Annotated in this window: 14 protein-coding genes; 4 read left to right on the top strand and 10 right to left on the bottom strand. The window is 43.9% G+C overall.

The features are described from left to right. A partial coding sequence (locus ABEV15_RS07640) for a diacylglycerol kinase family protein (protein WP_498852857.1) occupies positions 1-219 on the bottom strand: 219 nt, incomplete at its 3' end. A gap of 307 nt (positions 220-526) precedes the next feature. On the opposite strand from ABEV15_RS07640, the gene ABEV15_RS07645 reads away from it, so the two are divergent. The 4 genes from ABEV15_RS07645 to ABEV15_RS07660 all read left to right on the top strand — a co-directional run bounded on the left by ABEV15_RS07645 (position 527) and on the right by ABEV15_RS07660 (position 3,765). Next, positions 527-1,198, top strand: a complete 672-nt coding sequence (locus ABEV15_RS07645) for a response regulator transcription factor (RefSeq protein WP_498852882.1) — start codon at positions 527-529, stop codon at positions 1,196-1,198. Beyond that, positions 1,188-2,561 (top strand): sensor histidine kinase, encoded by a 1,374-nt coding sequence (locus tag ABEV15_RS07650; RefSeq protein ID WP_498852858.1) that lies wholly within the window; start codon positions 1,188-1,190, stop codon positions 2,559-2,561. The genes ABEV15_RS07645 and ABEV15_RS07650 overlap by 11 nt, the downstream gene beginning before the upstream one ends. Positions 2,562-2,648: 87 nt before the next feature. Next, positions 2,649-3,131 carry a hypothetical protein gene (locus ABEV15_RS07655; protein ID WP_004888825.1) on the top strand — a complete coding sequence of 161 codons (483 nt, stop codon included), beginning with the start codon at positions 2,649-2,651 and terminating at the stop codon, positions 3,129-3,131. A 1-nt stretch (position 3,132) separates the two neighbouring features. Beyond that, a complete protein-coding gene (locus tag ABEV15_RS07660) occupies positions 3,133-3,765 on the top strand; it encodes a PspA/IM30 family protein (RefSeq protein WP_004888824.1) in 633 nt (210 codons plus the stop codon). A 269-nt stretch (positions 3,766-4,034) separates the two neighbouring features. On the opposite strand, the gene qoxD is transcribed toward ABEV15_RS07660, so the two are convergent. From qoxD to ABEV15_RS07705, 9 genes are all read right to left on the bottom strand, one after another. Further along, on the bottom strand, positions 4,035-4,334 hold the full coding sequence (gene qoxD / locus ABEV15_RS07665; RefSeq protein ID WP_498852859.1) for a cytochrome aa3 quinol oxidase subunit IV: 300 nt from the start codon (positions 4,332-4,334) through the stop codon (positions 4,035-4,037). After that, a complete protein-coding gene (gene qoxC / locus ABEV15_RS07670) occupies positions 4,335-4,940 on the bottom strand; it encodes a cytochrome (ubi)quinol oxidase subunit III (RefSeq protein ID WP_498726128.1) in 606 nt (201 codons plus the stop codon). Continuing rightward, positions 4,930-6,906 carry a heme-copper oxidase family protein gene (gene qoxB / locus ABEV15_RS07675; RefSeq protein ID WP_498726126.1) on the bottom strand — a complete coding sequence of 659 codons (1,977 nt, stop codon included), beginning with the start codon at positions 6,904-6,906 and terminating at the stop codon, positions 4,930-4,932. The genes qoxC and qoxB overlap by 11 nt, the downstream gene beginning before the upstream one ends. Then, on the bottom strand, positions 6,896-7,864 hold the full coding sequence (qoxA, locus tag ABEV15_RS07680) for a cytochrome aa3 quinol oxidase subunit II (RefSeq protein WP_498852860.1): 969 nt from the start codon (positions 7,862-7,864) through the stop codon (positions 6,896-6,898). The genes qoxB and qoxA overlap by 11 nt, the downstream gene beginning before the upstream one ends. Positions 7,865-8,418: 554 nt before the next feature. Beyond that, entirely contained in the window at positions 8,419-8,721 is a 303-nt protein-coding gene (locus tag ABEV15_RS07685; RefSeq protein WP_003398862.1) for an ArsR/SmtB family transcription factor, read from the bottom strand. 101 nt (positions 8,722-8,822) lie between these two features. Further along, on the bottom strand, positions 8,823-10,055 hold the full coding sequence (locus ABEV15_RS07690; protein ID WP_498852861.1) for a TIGR02679 family protein: 1,233 nt from the start codon (positions 10,053-10,055) through the stop codon (positions 8,823-8,825). Continuing rightward, a complete protein-coding gene (locus ABEV15_RS07695) occupies positions 10,052-14,191 on the bottom strand; it encodes a TIGR02680 family protein (protein ID WP_498852862.1) in 4,140 nt (1,379 codons plus the stop codon). The genes ABEV15_RS07690 and ABEV15_RS07695 overlap by 4 nt, the downstream gene beginning before the upstream one ends. Beyond that, complete coding sequence (locus ABEV15_RS07700) at positions 14,181-15,347, bottom strand: TIGR02678 family protein (protein WP_091702584.1); 1,167 nt, start codon at positions 15,345-15,347, stop codon at positions 14,181-14,183. Before ABEV15_RS07700 ends, ABEV15_RS07695 begins: the two co-directional genes overlap by 11 nt. An 11-nt stretch (positions 15,348-15,358) precedes the next feature. After that, positions 15,359-16,840: a TIGR02677 family protein gene (locus ABEV15_RS07705; RefSeq protein ID WP_498852863.1), complete on the bottom strand. Its 1,482-nt coding sequence runs from the start codon at positions 16,838-16,840 to the stop codon at positions 15,359-15,361. Between the last annotated feature and the right edge of the window lie 109 nt (positions 16,841-16,949).

The following is a 16,949-nucleotide window of genomic DNA, read 5'->3' on the forward strand; positions in this document are numbered from 1 at the left end:
GACTTCGTTAATCGTGCCATCGCCACCTGCGGCAATAACAAGGTCAAATTCTCGCTCAACTGCTTTTCTTGCCGCCTCTGTCGCATCCCCTGCCCCTGTTGTCGCATGACATGACGTTTCATATCCTGCTTGTTCTAACCGAATGAGTACATCAGGTAAATGCTTTTTAAATATTTCTCTTCCCGACGTCGGGTTATAAATAATACGTGCTCGTTTCATCCCCATCATCCTATTTGTTTTATTTTTCCACTATTTAGCATCATACCAAATTTTCATGATCGTTGCAACGAACAAAAGAAAGCCGACTCGAATGAGCCAGCTTACACGAACATTTCATATCAAATTTTTATCACAGTCGCTACAATTAATACAAGCAAAATGTATTCGAGCACTTTCGTATTTATGTTTGTAGAAAATAATGACTCCTCGCTTTTCCTAATCACTTCTATTTTTCTGATCTCATTTCTTCATTTTCACTCATTTTTCACCAACATTTGATATGATGAAGGAAAAAAAGGTGATGAGGATGAAAGTATTGCTTGCAGAAGATGATGCCTATTTAGGTGAACTAATCGTCCATTTATTGAAGAAAAAAGGAGTCGAACATATTGACTGGGTGCAAGAAGGAGAAGATGCCTACGATTATGCCCTCGCTTCGTTTTATGATGTGATCATTTTAGATTGGATGTTGCCAAATAGCGATGGGGTGAGCGTATGTCAACGTTTAAGAAAACATGGTTATCACGGAGCGATTTTAATGTTAACCGCAAAAGATGCGGTTCAAGATCGCGTGGAAGGACTGGAAGCCGGGGCGGACGATTATTTAGTGAAACCGTTTGAAATCGACGAGCTTATGGCGCGGCTGAAAGCATTGTCTCGGCGCACGTTTGCACCGATTCAAGAAGAAATTGTCCGCTGGGGAGAATTTGAAGTGAATCGCACAAGCCATACATTGACGAAAAACGGAGAGCAAATTATATTAACTCCACGCGAATTTCAACTACTTGATTTATTATTGCAAAACAGAGGTCGTGTTTTAACGCGCGACATCATTCTTGATCGCATTTGGGGATATGATGCCGATGTGTCGATGAAAACAATTGATGCAACCGTTAAGTTGTTACGTAAAAAAATTGGTGATGAACAGCAGCAGCTTATTAAAACGGTGCGCGGGGTGGGATATACCATTGAAAAATAGCATTCGATCCTTTTTCCATCATTCCGATATGTTTCACCGCACACAATGGCGATTAACTGCCACATATAGCGGTATTCTTATCGCTTTTTTAGCGATTTTTATTGCGGTTGTTTCTTTTTTTATTCATGCTACGATCACAAATGATCTTGAACGGCGTATTCGCACGCTCGCCGAACAAGAAGGTCAAACGATTGAGAACATGCTAGAAGAGCAATCGTTTATCGGGTGGTCTAGCGATCAAAACGTCATATTTTTAAGTGAAGATCAACTATTTTTTTACGTCATTGATACGCGCGGACGATTGATGATGGGAGATGAAGTGAATAAAGGATTGCGACCGCTGCTCCTTTCGACGCTTCAACCGTGGACGCCGGAAAAAAACGAATTGAGATATGTCGAAGTCACGATCCCCCATCATCGCTATGAGTTAAAACGATTTCGTGCGGATGAATTAAAAATATTAACGGCTGCCCGACCAGTAATTGTTGACCGACAACTTATCGGCATTTTATACGTTGGGATGGATGCGACAAGCATGTTTCGCTTGCTCAAATGGTCGACATTTATTTTGCTTAGTCTAGGCGTCTTATTTATCGCTGTCGCTATTGCCTTTAGCTATTTCATGTCCAAACGAGCGCTCATCCCCATTCAAGATGCCTACAATCGGCAACGTCAATTTGTGGCGGACGCTTCCCATGAACTAAGAACCCCACTTAGCGTCATTTATTCATCTGTGGAAGCGTTGAAAATGGATGAGTCATTAACGTCCGATCCATTCAGCCAAAAAACAATTGAACGTCTAGGAGACGAAACGAAACGAATGACAAAGCTCATTAATAACCTTCTCACCCTTGCGCGTACAGACGATGCAAAGCTACAAATTGAAAGAAAACCGTTTGAACTACGTGCATGTGCAGAACGTACGTTACAGTCGTTACAAGAGCTTGCAAATAAAAAGAACATTACGCTTCAGTTTCATGCGTCTGAACAAATTGAATTTGTTGGAGACGAGGACAAATGTACACAACTGTTGTACATTTTGCTTGATAACGCCATCAAATATACACCTGAAGGCGGAACAGTTTCCCTATCGTTAGCTCAACACGTAATAAAACAACGAAAAGTAGTAACCATCTCTGTGGCTGATACAGGTATTGGAATTGCTCCTGAGCATCTTCCCCGCATTTTTGACCGATTTTATCGTGCAGACAAGGCGCGGACACGACAAATTGGCGGACACGGACTTGGGCTTTCCATCGCAAAATGGATTGTCGAAGCACATGAAGGAAACATTCAAGTACAGAGCGAAGTTGGCAAAGGAACGACATTCACGATCACTTTTCCAAATGATAAACGTGCATAAATATGTTGCACGTTTTTTTCTTTTTCACCTAATTTTCTCTTTTCTCTTGTACAATTCAAACTGTAAATAACGAAGGAGGTGATAGATGTGAAAAAACGAACGGTTTTCTTCTTGATCGGTGGACTAGTTGTCATCGCCGTATTCGCGCACATCGCTACTTATTTCATGCACATCGGTTGGAGCGGACGAATGCCAGCAGAACACATAATGGGAATGGGTAAACATCATCGCGCGTTCGGTCATCACGGTCCACAAATGATGCGACCACACGGTATGCCAATGTTCGGATGGATTCCTTTCCTTCTTCAGCTGGCATTAGTCATCATCGGATGGATCGTTTGGAAAACGACGCGCGGTGGTGGGAAGTGGATTGGCGGTGCGCTGATGGCAATTGGGCTCATTGCGCTTTTACCAAAAACGTTGCTCGCCGTCTTAGCGATCATTGCAGCGTACGTTTTACTAAAAAACAAAACAAAGCCGACACCTGAATTTGCACCATTTGTCTCACCTATTCAAAACGATAGCTTTTTAGATGAATGGGAAAAAACAATCCAAAAGGAGGAAAAGTGATATGGGCATTTTTAAACGCGTAAAACATGTCGTTCTTGCCGACATACATGACATCATTGACAAATGCGAAGATCCGATTCGCATGACGAAACAGTACATTCGTGAACTAGAAGAACAGCTTGAACAAGCACAACAAGCATTGGCACAACAGTTTGTGCTAGAACAAAAATATGAGCGTCTCATCGCAGATGCAGAAGAAATGATCGCAAAGCGGGCTCGCCAAGCAAAATTAGCTGTAGAAAAAAATGAAGAGCCGATCGCAAAGATGGCCCTTCAAGAAAAAATCGCCTATGAAAAAAAATTAGAGCTATATACGCAACAATACAACACATTAAAAGAAAAAACAACCGTTTTAACGGAAAAAGTGAAACAATTGTACGAAACGTACGAGCAATTAAAATTGAAACAAATGCAATTAATGACGCGCTTTTATGTCGCTGAAACGATGAAACAAATGGATGAGGCGATCACATCTTTCCGTTACGATCATATCGTAAAAGGCTTCGCACGTATGGAAGAAAAAGTAATGTTACTTGAAGCAGAAGCAAAAGCTCGCTCAGCCATTCAAACGTTGCCCCCACAATCATTTGATATAGAAGTCGAACAACAACTGAAACAATTAAAAGGTGAGTAATACAAAAGGTGTCCCTATCCGGACACCTTTTGTATATGTTATGTCGTCCATTCATCATGAATGATGCCGACAAGTTTCCATTGACCGTTTTCTTGTTCAAAAACAAGACGTAAAATGAATTGACTTGTTTTGCTTCGCTCTTCACTTGCTCGGCATCCAACTCAGTCTTTCTTGTTTTCTTTCTTGCAAAAATGATGAAAATGCGGGAAGTACACATGTATATACATGTTTACAGGTATAAAAAACAACCGGCATATGACCGGTTGTTTTTAATGCCCCGCATGTCCCGATGTCAATACCCAAATCGAGCCTGCGACAATGACGATCGCGACAAATACCGCATAAGCCATATTAATAACGTTCGTTTTTCCGTCTTCGCCTTCCGTTACATGCATAAACATAAACAGTTGCAGTCCGGCTTGAATGACCGCGAGTGAGCCAATGATCCACATCACAATTGTATATGATACGTTCATTTTCAACGCAACAAATACGGCGACAAACGTTAAAACTAACGAAAGCAAAAATCCAACAACGTGACTAACGGGATATTTACTTTTATGTTCCATTTACGCCACCATCCCTTTTAAATAGACGAACGTAAAAATAAAGATCCAAACGACATCAAGGAAATGCCAATATAAGCTAATAATAAACATTTTTCTCGCCGTAACTGGCGTCAATCCGCGTTGGAGCAACTGGATGATAAGCATGATTGCCCAAATGATCCCGAATGTAACGTGCGCTCCGTGTGTGCCAAGCAAAACGAAAAAGCTTGATAAGAACGCGCTCGTTTGCATCGTTGCTCCTTCGTGCACGTAACGAATAAACTCACGAATTTCCATAAATAAAAATCCTGCCCCTAATAAAAGGGTAATGACGAACCAAGTAAGCAGCTTTTTCATATCCCGACGGCGCATGAAGAAGACAGCTAAGCCAGATGTAAAACTACTCGTTAACAACAACAACGTTTGAATCAGCACATCGTTTAGCTTAAAAATATCGCTCGGCGTCGGGCCACCGGCATAGCGGTTACCTAACACACCATATACAGCAAACAACGTCGCAAATAATACAACTTCTGCGCCAAGGAAAATCCAAAATCCTAAAATGTTGAGACGGTTTTGTTCCGTCTGATATTCGAGCGGAAGCGAATGATTGACGTTAGCCGACATGGTTTTCCGTCCCCCCTTCTACATTTCTCCACGTGCGCTCTGTTTGTTTAATTTCATCGACGCTTACATAGTACCCATCGTCATAGTCAAAGGAACGAACAATAAGCCCAACAACAATGCCAATTGCCGCAACAGCTGCCGCGATATGCGCCTCAAAAACGAGGAAGAAACCTGTAATTCCAAACACAACCGCCATATAAAACGGTAAGCCTGAGTTGCTCGGCATATGAATTTTCTTTATGTCGCTTTCTTTTAATGTGAGCGTTTCACCGCGCTTTTTCATATGCCAAAACGCGTCTAACTGTTTCACCTCTGGGACGACCGCAAAGTTATAAAACTGCACTGGTGATGCTGTCATCCACTCGAGCGTACGCGCATCCCACGGATCGTGGGAAACATTTCGTTTCGCATAACGGAAGCTCCAATAAATGTTATAACAAAATACCGCAAAACCGATCGCTAAAATGATTGAACCGATCGCAGAAACGAGGAAAAGCGGCGCAAAGCCTGACTCGGCCGAGTACGTATAAGCACGACGAACGGCTCCTTTTAAACCAAGGAAAAACATCGGCATAAATGTGACGTTAAATCCGATCGTAAACAACCAGAAATGATATTTTCCAAGTTTCTCGTTTAACATAAAACCGAACATTTTCGGCCACCAATAATACAATCCTGCAAATACAGCAAACACGACGCCTGGAATTAACACGTAATGGAAGTGTGCGACTAAAAATAATGTGTTGTGATATTGATAGTTGGCCGCTGCCATCGCCAGCATGACCCCTGTCACTCCACCGATGACGAAATTTGGTACGAAAGCAAGCGTCCATAACATCGCTGTTGTAAATTGGATGCGGCCTTTTCTCATCGTAAACAACCAGTTAAAAATTTTCACTCCAGTTGGAACTGCAATTAACATCGTTGTAAAAGAGAAAATTGAGTTTACCACAGGGCCAGCATCCATCGTGTAAAAATGGTGTACCCATACGATCATACTTAAAAACGAAATACCAACGATAGAAATAACCATAGACTTATATCCATATAACGTTTTACGTGAAAACGTCGCAATGACTTCAGAGAAAATACCGAAAGCCGGTAAAATAACGATATATACCTCCGGATGTCCCCAAAGCCAGAACAAGTTTGCCCAAAGCATATCGCTGCCGCCTGAAGAAAGGGTAAAGAAATGCGTGCCGTACAAACGGTCAAACGTCATTAATGCTAAAGCGACTGTGAAAATTGGAAAAGCCGCTACGATAATGATCGACGCAATGAGTGTTGTCCATGTAAACATCGGCATTTTCATCAATGTCATGCCCGGTGCACGCATTTTTAAAATTGTAACAATAAAGTTAATCCCCGTCATTAACGTCCCAAGACCTGCAATTTGTAAGGCGATGGCATAGTAGTTATTTCCGATTCCCGGACTAAATTCCTTCCCTGCAAGCGGGAAATATGATGTCCATCCTGCATCCGGCGAACCACCGACAACGAACGAAATGTTAAATAACATCGCTCCACTGAAAAACAACCAAAAGCTAAGCGCGTTCAACTGTGGAAAGGCAACATCGCGCGCACCGATTTGCAACGGAACGACGACGTTCATTAAACCGATCAAAAAGGGCATCGCCATAAATAAAATCATAATGACGCCATGGGTTGTAAAAATTTCATTGTAATGTTGCGCATCCAAAAAGTTCATTTCTGGCCGAGCCGTTTGCGCCTTCATTAACAACCCGTCCATGCCACCACGGAAAAACATCAATACACCAGATAAAATGTACATAATCCCGATCTTTTTATGGTCGACGGTCGTTAACCATTCACGCCATAACCAACCCCATTTTTTAAAGTACGTTAAGCCAACGACAATCGCAACGACAGTCAGTACAATCGCAATTTGTGAACCAACAAGAAGCGGGTTTCCCCCAACAAGTATTTCATTCCACTTAATACCCATGATGTTCACCTCCGCTATAGCTTTCAGAAGCTTGTTGCTCATCATCTGTCACATTTGATGTATGTCGATCATTTTCGTCAAAAATTTTTCCTTGGTATCCATGCCCGCGATATAATTCTGGATTTGTGTACGTCTTTGACTGCGGATCAGCATGGTTTACCCATTGTAAATGTGTATCAACAAACGTCAATCGTCCTAAATGGGTTGGCAATAACAGCTCTTCATATTTTTCTTTCGTTAATTTCGGTGCCGTTTGTTTTACTTCTTGTACCCATTTGTCAAACTCTTTTGGCGTTTGTGCTAACACTTCAAATTGCATATGCGCATACCCTCGTCCGTTAAAGTTTGTATTTCTTCCTTCGTACGAACCAGGACGTTCCGCAACAACGTACAATTCTGTCTCCATTTTGTTCATCGTATATTTTTGTCCCGCTAACGCAGGCACCCAAAATGACTGCATAGTCGATGCGGAAGTCATTTTAAATAGCACGAGACGATTGACAGGAATATTGACGTAGTTCACTGTTTCAATATTTTGCTCTGGGTAGCTAAAAATCCATTTCCAATCCGCTGATGTCACGTGAATAACAAGCGGATCTTGATCTTCGTACCCCTTCGGAGGCTTTTCTAAATCAAATAATGTTCTCACAGTTGGGATCGTTAACGCAACAACGATAAGAATCGGAATAACTGTCCATACAATTTCAAGCACCACATTCCCGTGCTCCTCCGGAGGCTCCTCTCCTTGACGCTCAGGTCGATCTCGATATTTCCATACGATATAAGCAAACAAGGCAAATACAACAACAACAACAAGAAGCATCCACCAAATCGACCAAGTAATGAGCTCCATAATGCTTCGAGCAGCTGGTCCTTGTGGCTGAAAAACAACCATCTCACAGCCTGCAAGAAGCGGAAGCAATCCGACTACCAGTAAGGAAAACAAGCGCTTCATCATTTTTCACCTCAACAAAATTGTGATTCATTGAACAAGTAAGTAAATACATAACGAACGAATTTAAATAACTTTGTGGTATTAGCACTATCAAAATGATTTTAACATGTATTGTAGAAATAATTGTGACGAAAAAAGTAAGGAAGAAACTGCATTGAGGGGAAAACAAAAAGAAAAATCATTGACAAAAAGAAAAATACTTTTCTCAAATCTAAAGAACAAGCGAGGAAAGCGTTATTTTTTATATAATACATGGAAATAAAAAAAGAAATAGGTTGTCTGCATGAAAACTTGTCACATTTTCGTCAAATTTTTTTCGAAATTTGTTCAAATTTACTGTCCGAAAACAAAAAAGTGCCCGGTTAGGAACACTTTTTCATCTCAATAGTTTCCGCACCCATTTGGACGCATTTGGAAAGTTTGGATAAAACGAACACTAAATGCAAGGAGTTTATTCGCCATCCCCGGAATAATGACGGTTTTATTGTTCATTACTCCTTTTTTTAAACGTTTAAAAACTTAAACATATAAAATGAAAAATTTGGCCTTTAGCATATCTAAAGGCACTCCTTCTCAACAGCATGAATTAAATCTTTCAATAATTCAACAGCTTTTTCGATAGATAATACATAGTATCGCAATGTCCCTTTTTGTTCTACCGACACTAGTCCTTGGTCACGCAAAATTTTTAAATGGTGCGAAATCGCTGGACGCGATAAACTTGACCGTTCCGTAATTTCATTGACTGTTAGCTTATCGTGTTCCGCAAGCAGCAATACAATATCTTGGCGATGAGGATCGCTTAGCGCTTGAAATAATGGTATACACGATCGAAACACCTCGATCGCTTTTTGTCCCATTCCCCTCTTCCTTTCTTTTGTTTAAAAGTTTAAACATTTGATATCTTTATCTTATTCTTTTTCTTCACGCCTTTCAATGCATTATTCGAAAAATAGATCCTTTACCTTCCCTTCACCTCCCTCCTCAACTGTTCCACAAGCGCCTCTTGGTATCCTGCTTTTTTCCGCCGCAATATTTCTTGTTTTACTGGCTGCAAGTCATGAAGCGTCACCGATTGCAGTTTCGCCAAACGTTCATCGGATAGCGGAACGGTCGGTTTGGTCGCCAAATAATCAGAACAGTCGTAATGCCAAAGCCGAACAGATGAACCGTACCGCTCGACAAGGCGCTGCGCCATTTTTAGTCCTTCCGGGTCAAAATCGCCCGAATAATAAAGGGTAACCCCTTCTTTTACGAGTAAATCAAACAGCCACCTCGTCGCTAAATTCAATTGACCGTTTGTGCTAATGAGCGGTACGTTCGCATCTAACAGCGTCGAAAACACACCGGCATTTTCGACGACAAAGACGTTGTTTCCTACGGACGGATACGCCCGCACTAGTGGCATCACTTCCCGTAACGGCACATTTAGCGCCGTATTCGTTGCACATGCGGCAGCGAAAACAGGATGGCGGCCTTTCTCTGTTTCTGCCATCACGCCAGCGCACGTCACAAAGTTTAATACATCTTCCCGCAACAGCCGATACGACTGCAATAGTTCGTTCACGTCTTCGACCGCCGAAAGGTCGTACTCGGTGTCCGTATAAAATTCGAGCGCCGAAAGCAATAGCTTCCCTGCAAGTGTATGCAAATCAAACATATGCGGATCGTTCGCTACTTTTTGCGCAAAAACGGGCAAGCGAACGTAGGTGGACGGAAGCTGTTCGAGCGCGCGGCAAACAGCAGAAAGCGCCGCCTCTAACGCGTGATGGTTTTGTTGATACGCTAATTGCACAAACCGCTGCTTTTCTACCGCCATCAACCAATCGCGCTGTGCTCGATACGTATTCATAAGCCGAGCAAAATAGGCTTCCTTTTCCCGCTCTATTTCTTGTTGTTGCTCTTTTTTCGTTACGAGCGGCTCGCCAAAATAGCATGACAGCAACTCCACGAGAGAAATGCCGGCAAACCTTGTATTCGCAAGCTGTTGTTCAAACGCCGCGAGCGACACGCGGCTCATTTCTTTGCCAAAAAACGACGCGATCGCTTCCTTTTCCTCCGCCGAAAAAGACGAAACGGAAATCGTGCCCCCTATGCGACCAAGCGATTCGTATTTCTTTTTCATTTCGCAAAAAAGGCGGTGAAACGAACGTTCACCGCGAAAAAATTGCACCGCTTCCTCTACCCGATTCAATGCGATCCCCCTCTCATCATTGCCGCTAACTTTTCATCCGTAACAAGCTGCTTTATTTTTCCGTTCCAATAATAGCGAATGACCGTCACGAACGAAGCATTTTTCGGACGAACGAGTTCGCAAATCGACAGCGCCGGAACGGTATCATAATCGCCCCAGAGCGCTTGCGAGTTCATCACATAGTTAAACCCAAGCTGCTCGACAAGCCCGAACATATTGCGAATATTATTTTCGTCTACCCCCGCGAACGCTTCATCCAACGAAATAATGTACGGCGCATCATCTGCTGCTTCTTGATAACGCGAATACGTCGCGGCAAACAACGGAATATACATCGCCATCGCTTTCTCCCCGCCGCTAAATTGATAGAACCGTTGGTTCGTCAACTCTCGTTTCGGTTCATTCGTTTTTTGGTAATAAAGGGTAAATGAAAACCATTTCCGATAGTCTAATACTTCTTTAATAATTTGGTGGAGCGTATTGCCTTGGCCGCGCTCTTCTAGCAATTCGCGCGCTCGATGAATTTTCGAGCGGAAATGTTTCGTCACTCGCTGCAAATCTTCCTCTTTTAATAGCCGCGAGTTCATCCGCAACAACTCGACAAGCTCTTTCGTATCCATCTCTTCTTCCGTTTCCGCGGTGCGCGGCTTCCATTGAATAAACAACACCAGCCCAGAAGACGTGTCGAGCTGTTGCATTAGTTCGTTCATATCTTTTACCCAACGCTCCGCCCGTTGAATGCGGCTGCGCAAAATTCGACCGATCGTTTTTAAAATAATTTCTCCATACAATTCGCGGTCTTGCTCTTTCATATATTCCCGCTGCAAGAAAATGTCGTGCTCGATTTCACGCAATACATAAAATGGTGATACGCGCTGCCCTTTATAATCAAGCAAAAGGACGATGCGGTCTTGCTTTTCTCTCCATCCGGAGACTTTTAATTCCATTTCTTCATCTAGCTCGATATCCGTAAACAAATTGTCCTCCTCAGCTGCGACGGGCTCTTGGCTGAGCCGGTATTCCGTTAAATTCGCCGACTCTTGGAAAAAGACGCTATTTAATCGGTTCACAAGCGACGTTCGAGCTTCTTTCGCTAGCTCCCCGTATTGCTGCATCGCTTCTTTTGCTTTTTCCAACCAATCAGAACCGTGAAGCTCTACAAGCTCAAGGGAAAGCTCTCGCGCAAACGACCGCTTCCACGCCTCCGCTAGCCGCTTTGCGAACGTTTCTTTCACCGAAAGCTGTTCGCATTTTTCACGAATGGCTTTCAGCTCATGCTCTAGCGCAATGCGCTCGTTCATTTTCGCTGGCATTTCTCGCTGCAAAAATGCCAACCGGTCGCGGACGCGCTGAATTTCCGCTTGAATTTCTTCTGCGCCCATTAGTTGCAGCGTCCGCTCGATTTCTTGCCGCTTCAGTTCGAGTTTTTGCTGCTCTTTTGCGAGCATATGCCGTTCGCCTTTCGTTTCATCGATTTCTTGTTGCAACGTTTCTAACTGCTCCGTGAGACGATCAATGGTGTCGAGCACATGAGTAAGTGCTTGATGGGTAAGCTCAAGTTCATGCAGACGCCGCATATACGATTTCATAAAAACAAGCGCCTGTTCATAGCCGTCCTTGGAAAACTCTAAATCGAGCCCCTCGGTTTGCTCGCGCAACGTTTGTTTTGCTTGTTGCCAATCGCGGGCAAGCTGGGCTAACTTTTCGTTTTTCTTTTCCCATTCGCGTTGTTTGCTTATTATCATTCGCTTCGTTTTTTCTCGTTCTTCAAAGGCCGCGCGCATGTCGCGGTCGGTTGGAAAGGCACGAAACCAGCGGGTTATTTGCGCAATCGTCTGCTCGAGCTGTTTTAGCATGTCGGTTCCCTCATGAAGCTGGGCGCGAAGTTCGTGGAGTTCTGCTTCGAGTGCGGCGATCTTTTCTAGCCGCCAACGCTTGCGGGCAGTGCGTCCGATAAACAACGCTTTTTCCCGCGCCGGGGCATGCCCTTTGATTAAGCCGAGCGTATAACGCCCTTCTTCATGAAGCATAAACGTCCCGTCCATTTCTCCATCGGCAAGAACGATGCTTTGAAGTACTTCGTTAATGCGCGTTTTGGACACTTTGCATCCCTCATCTACATCTGGCTGCAAATAGTCTGCTAATGTATGCGCCAGTTCGACAGGACGTGGAACAATCACTCGGTCACACGTTACTTCGACATCGGTTTCTGTAATTAACGCATCAAGTAGCCCTGCATGATACAATGCCGATTCAATCCGCTCCCGAAGCGGTTCTGGTACATGGTCTTGAAATTCCACCCCTGCATAAAACGGGACAAAAGCAATCCCTTTTTCGTCTAACTCCGCCCGCGCTGCGATCGTTTGTTCATCGCGCATGAGCTCGGGGTCTTTTTGCGTTTTCCATTGGTTCCATTCGGCTTCTTTTGCGGCAATTTTTTCCTCTAATAACGTGCACGTATGCTTTTGCTTCATTTTTTCTTCGTTTTTTCGATTGAGTGCTTCGTAATACGCTTCCGTAAACGGTTGCTTCATCTCATCGACGTGATACGTTTCGTATAGTTCGTGAAGACGCTGTAAAAATAGTTGGACAGAGGGTTCCGGTACGGAAACGTCTTGGCATTGTTCGAGCCAGCGAAATACTTCTTGTTGGAAACGCGCCTTTTCGTTTTCTAACAGTTCGAGCCATTTCGCTTCTTCATGGCGCAATTCGTCTACTTCCCGCTGCAGCTCCCCTGCCTCTTTACTCGTTTCTTCATAGCGCGCCTTCATTTCATCATGGCGGCGCCAAAGCGCAATCGTTTGTTCTAGTTTTTCAACGTATTCTTGTCCTTCTCGCTTCCAGACGGTAAAATCAAATTTCGTTTGGCGCTGTCGAGCAAAGTCCGCTTCGTTAAGAGCATGGGAAGAGAAGGAACTTTCCATCGCATCATGTCGTAAGTCTTCTACTTGCTGCGTGAGTTGCTTTTCTATCTGATACCGCCGGTCTTCGTCTTCTTCTAACTGGCGCTTATAGCGGCGTTCGAGCCGCTCTTTTTCATCGATTTGCCGCAATAGTTTTTGTTGCTTGTCATGAATGTCGCGTATTTCTTGTTGGACTCGCTCATATTCTTTCGCCGCTTGAAACACTTCGTGGCTCGCTAATTCTAATTCTCGTTGATGCAATACGTCCTGTTCGTTTGCAAGCGTTTGAATGTATTCGCTCAAAGCGACAAGGTGCGCTTGCTTTTCCTGTTCCTCCGCAAGCCATTGCTTTTCTTCTTCTGCTAGCCGCTTCACTTGTTTGTCAGCCTTTATCCATTCGCTTGCTTTTTCCGCAATCATATACTCGTTATACGCTCGATATTGCGCACAAAGCCGTTTTAGTGATTGCTCATCGCGCTCTAGCTGCTCTAACTGCTGTTTCGTTTGGTCCATATTTTCAATCGTTTCCGATAAATGGCGCAACTCGTCGTCTGTCAACGCGGGGAGCGAGCTTTCTAAAATCTCGTAAATGACCGTTGGCTTGAAATCCTTCGATAGCTTCGGGCTACGCAATTGAATCAATAGCTCAATTAATTCTTGAAACGCCTCCATCGATTCAAATCGGAAGACGTGCTTATTGACGAGCTCCATATATTCTTTTTGTGAATCCACGACCGTTCCGCCGTTGCCAAGTACATTCGCCAGTTCGCGTTTGGTGAGCGGGATTTTTTCTGTGCCGTTCGCTGATTTTTCCGTTTTATATAAAAATAAATCGCGACCGATGCGGCGGTTATCAAAAATGACGAACCCCCAAAAGTCCATATTTTTTTGCCGCTTTGCCCGTAAGCCAATCCCTGTCGTTACGTATTGTTCCGTCTGCATTCGCTTATATTCTAAAAATAAATAGCCTGTCCGCTCATCGCGATCGACAATTTCCTTTTCGCCAAGCAAGTAATCTTCCATTTTTCGTGCCCGAGAACCGAACGGGTCGAGCCGGTCGGGCGTTTTTTTTCCGTCCAATAAGACAGGAAGCAAGCTTTGCATCGTTACTGACTTCCCAGAGCCGTTCGTCCCGCGCAACAACAACTTGCCGTCGGCAAACTCGAAATATTGTTCGTCGTAATACCAAAAATTAATTAATCCCGCGCGATGAAGCACCCATTTATTTGTCATCATCGTCTCTTCCTTTCGTTGTAAAGTCGTCTGGATATTGACCGACAAGTCGTCCAAGCAGCGGATAAAGCACGACCATGCCCGTTTCCTGTTCATATTCTGCCATCTTCCAGTCTTTTAAAGCAGAGAGCAGTTCAGAGGCGAGCTGTGCCGTCGTCATTTCCCGATACGTTTTGCTCCAGCCTTCGCCATACTGCTCGCTGCACCGGTGAAGCAGCTGCCGAAAATCGGACATCGTCACGTGGATTTGCCCGTATTCATCCGGTGGATAGTTGTCCAAATGAGCGCGAACGACAGAGGCAAAATGAAGGATAATATCCGACGTTCCCTTTTGATCTGGAAATAACGTATACACATGTTGCCGTTCTGGAATCGTCAGCAAGGCTGCATTTTTATATAGTTCGTAGCGAAAATCAGTATGCGCCTCGATGTCATCGCGCAGTCGATGGCGGAAGTTGCGCAAATAATAAAAGTTTGGGTCGTCTTTTTGCCGACGATATACAACAGGAGATAAAAAGAGCTGCCGATAAATAAAGTGGCGGCGGTAGTCGTCGGGTGACACTTTCCACTCTTCCTCCAACAGTTGCTCGATCGTTTCATATTGAATGAAGTCTTTCGGATAGGACCGCATAAAATAGCGGGACAGTACAGGAACTTCATACAACGCTTCTTCGTCTTCTTGATTGGCAAACGCCTCAACTTCCCCGTCGACGTGATGTATAATCCCGATTTGCTCGGCTGTTTTTAAGACGCGAATTAACGCGCGACGATGTTGGTAGTTCGTCCAATCGAGCGCCGTTTCGCCTGGATACATCGCTTTTATTTCTTCGCATACATCAGACAATAAAAATTTTTCCTCGACTGCTTTTCCTTCTAAATATGCTAACAAGCAACAAAATAACGCGTAGTCGAGCGGTTCTTGAAACGACTCCATTCCCATCCACGCTTCTGGTTCGGCTGGTATTTTTTCGAGCTTAGCAAAATAGCGGTGGACAATGAGCCGATAGCCGAATTTCTCTTGCACATACCGCTTTAGCACTTTTTCACGTTCTCGTATTTTTTGAAAAAGTTCCGGCTCTTTTTCCCGAACAATCCAAAACTGTTCAAACAGCGCCGTTAACGCTTCTTTCGCTTTCTCATCGAACTCTTTTTCCATTCTCTCTTCTCCTAGTCTAGCAAATGGATTTCGTAATTTGGCATCATTAACGTACCATCTTCTGCTTTCAGTATAATCGTCCCTTCACGTTGGACTACTTTCACTTTCCATCCGTTTTCCGTTTGCACCGTCCGGTCTTCTCGCCCCATCGCTTTTGCAATCCACCCGAGCAGCGTTTTGCGAATATGCGAAGCAACGACCGGTAGCTCCTGAAGTACAATTTTTCCGTCGTTTATAAGCTGTGTGAGTTCTTCTTCCTCCTGTTGTTTCGCTGCTAGGTAGGCGGCCATCGTTTCCTCTTTTTCTTTCCGCCGATCAATCATTGCTTCTGGCTTTTTCTTTTCTCGGTAGTGGCGAACGCGCGGTTTTACGAGCCATTCTGCCGGCTGTTCCTCCCAAATATCGCGGTACATATTTTCCGTTGCATCGTTTTCGGCGACGATGTGCTTTGTATGAAAACAGCCGAACACAACCGCCGATAATTTATGCGCTTCTTCTATCGTTTCTAATGAAGAAAACCATTTCGCTAAATGCAAGTAATCTTTTTTTCGGCTGCGGAAGTGGTGATGACGTTCCCCTAAGCGCTGAACGACGCGCGTCATTCGCCGAATCGCTTCGTTTGTCTGCTTTTGTAAAAACGACAGTTCGCTTTCATGCCCGTTTCGTCCTAAAAACCATTCGCTTAAACTGCGCCACGTGTCTAATTTCTCTTCTACTAGCTGTTCACGCGAAAGAATCGCCCCTTCAAAGCGTGGAATGGCAAGCTGGTAAGCGACCACTTCCTCAATAAAACGGCGAACACCGTCCTCTGGCAAGTCTTCGAGCAGTTTTTCAATTTGCATCGACGTTTTTTGCAATGCGACGATAAAATCGCGCAAATAAGCGGTAAACTGTTCTTTATAGACGAGAAATGAATCAGACATCATCCGTTCTTCCATGTTTTCTCCGTTTAAATAGGCAATATAGTCGGCAGAATTTTGGATGATTTTTTTAAAATAATCAAACGTTTCTTCCCACACTTGATTCATTTCTTCCCTTTTTTCGGCAAATCCATCGTGGATAATCGATTCCATTCGGATAAGCGACGCATACAAGCGGTCAAACCGCGTTTTTTCGAGCGAGCCGCCAAACGTCTCCCCTAGCTGCTCAAGCGTGCGAATCATTCGTTCGATTTCAACCGTATATGGGCTGCATTGATAGCGAAACCGTTTCTTTTTAAATTCCTCAATCGTCCGAATATGACCCGTTTCTTGTCTAGCGATTAAGTTTCTCCATTTGACGAGCTGCTCTAGGTCCTGTTGCAGCTCTTCTTCTGTATAATCTTGAAATTCATCGAATTGTTTTAAAAAAGCGTACACTTCTTCTGGAAACAAATATTGCCGCATTCGTTCGTGTTGCGTATAAAAATAGCGTAAAATCGCGCGGTACCGGTACGCGTTATCAACTACTAAATATTTCGCCTCCGTAATCGGCTTTAGCCATGACGTATCCATCTTGTGCTCCCCTTATATCCTTCATCTACTATCATTGTAATCGATTCGCCGGCCGTTCTCTACTAAAACGTCGTTGGGAAAATGTGCTCGCCTATAAGAAGCTTGCTTA

The sequence above is a fragment of the Bhargavaea massiliensis genome (genome assembly GCF_050480245.1).
In the GTDB taxonomy this organism is placed as follows: Bacteria; Bacillota; Bacilli; order Bacillales; family Anoxybacillaceae; genus Anoxybacillus.

Coding starts and splice junctions, on each gene's coding strand:
- ABEV15_RS07705 (WP_498852863.1), bottom strand. CDS start 16,840: ATGGATACGTCATGGCTAAAGCCGATTACGGAGGCGAAATATTTAGTA.
- qoxB (WP_498726126.1), bottom strand. CDS start 6,906: ATGGGTATTAAGTGGAATGAAATACTTGTTGGGGGAAACCCGCTTCTT.
- ABEV15_RS07645 (WP_498852882.1), top strand. CDS start 527: ATGAAAGTATTGCTTGCAGAAGATGATGCCTATTTAGGTGAACTAATC.
- qoxC (WP_498726128.1), bottom strand. CDS start 4,940: ATGTCGGCTAACGTCAATCATTCGCTTCCGCTCGAATATCAGACGGAA.
- ABEV15_RS07685 (WP_003398862.1), bottom strand. CDS start 8,721: ATGGGACAAAAAGCGATCGAGGTGTTTCGATCGTGTATACCATTATTT.
- ABEV15_RS07660 (WP_004888824.1), top strand. CDS start 3,133: ATGGGCATTTTTAAACGCGTAAAACATGTCGTTCTTGCCGACATACAT.
- ABEV15_RS07700 (WP_091702584.1), bottom strand. CDS start 15,347: ATGGAAAAAGAGTTCGATGAGAAAGCGAAAGAAGCGTTAACGGCGCTG.
- qoxA (WP_498852860.1), bottom strand. CDS start 7,864: ATGATGAAGCGCTTGTTTTCCTTACTGGTAGTCGGATTGCTTCCGCTT.
- qoxD (WP_498852859.1), bottom strand. CDS start 4,334: ATGGAACATAAAAGTAAATATCCCGTTAGTCACGTTGTTGGATTTTTG.
- ABEV15_RS07695 (WP_498852862.1), bottom strand. CDS start 14,191: ATGACAAATAAATGGGTGCTTCATCGCGCGGGATTAATTAATTTTTGG.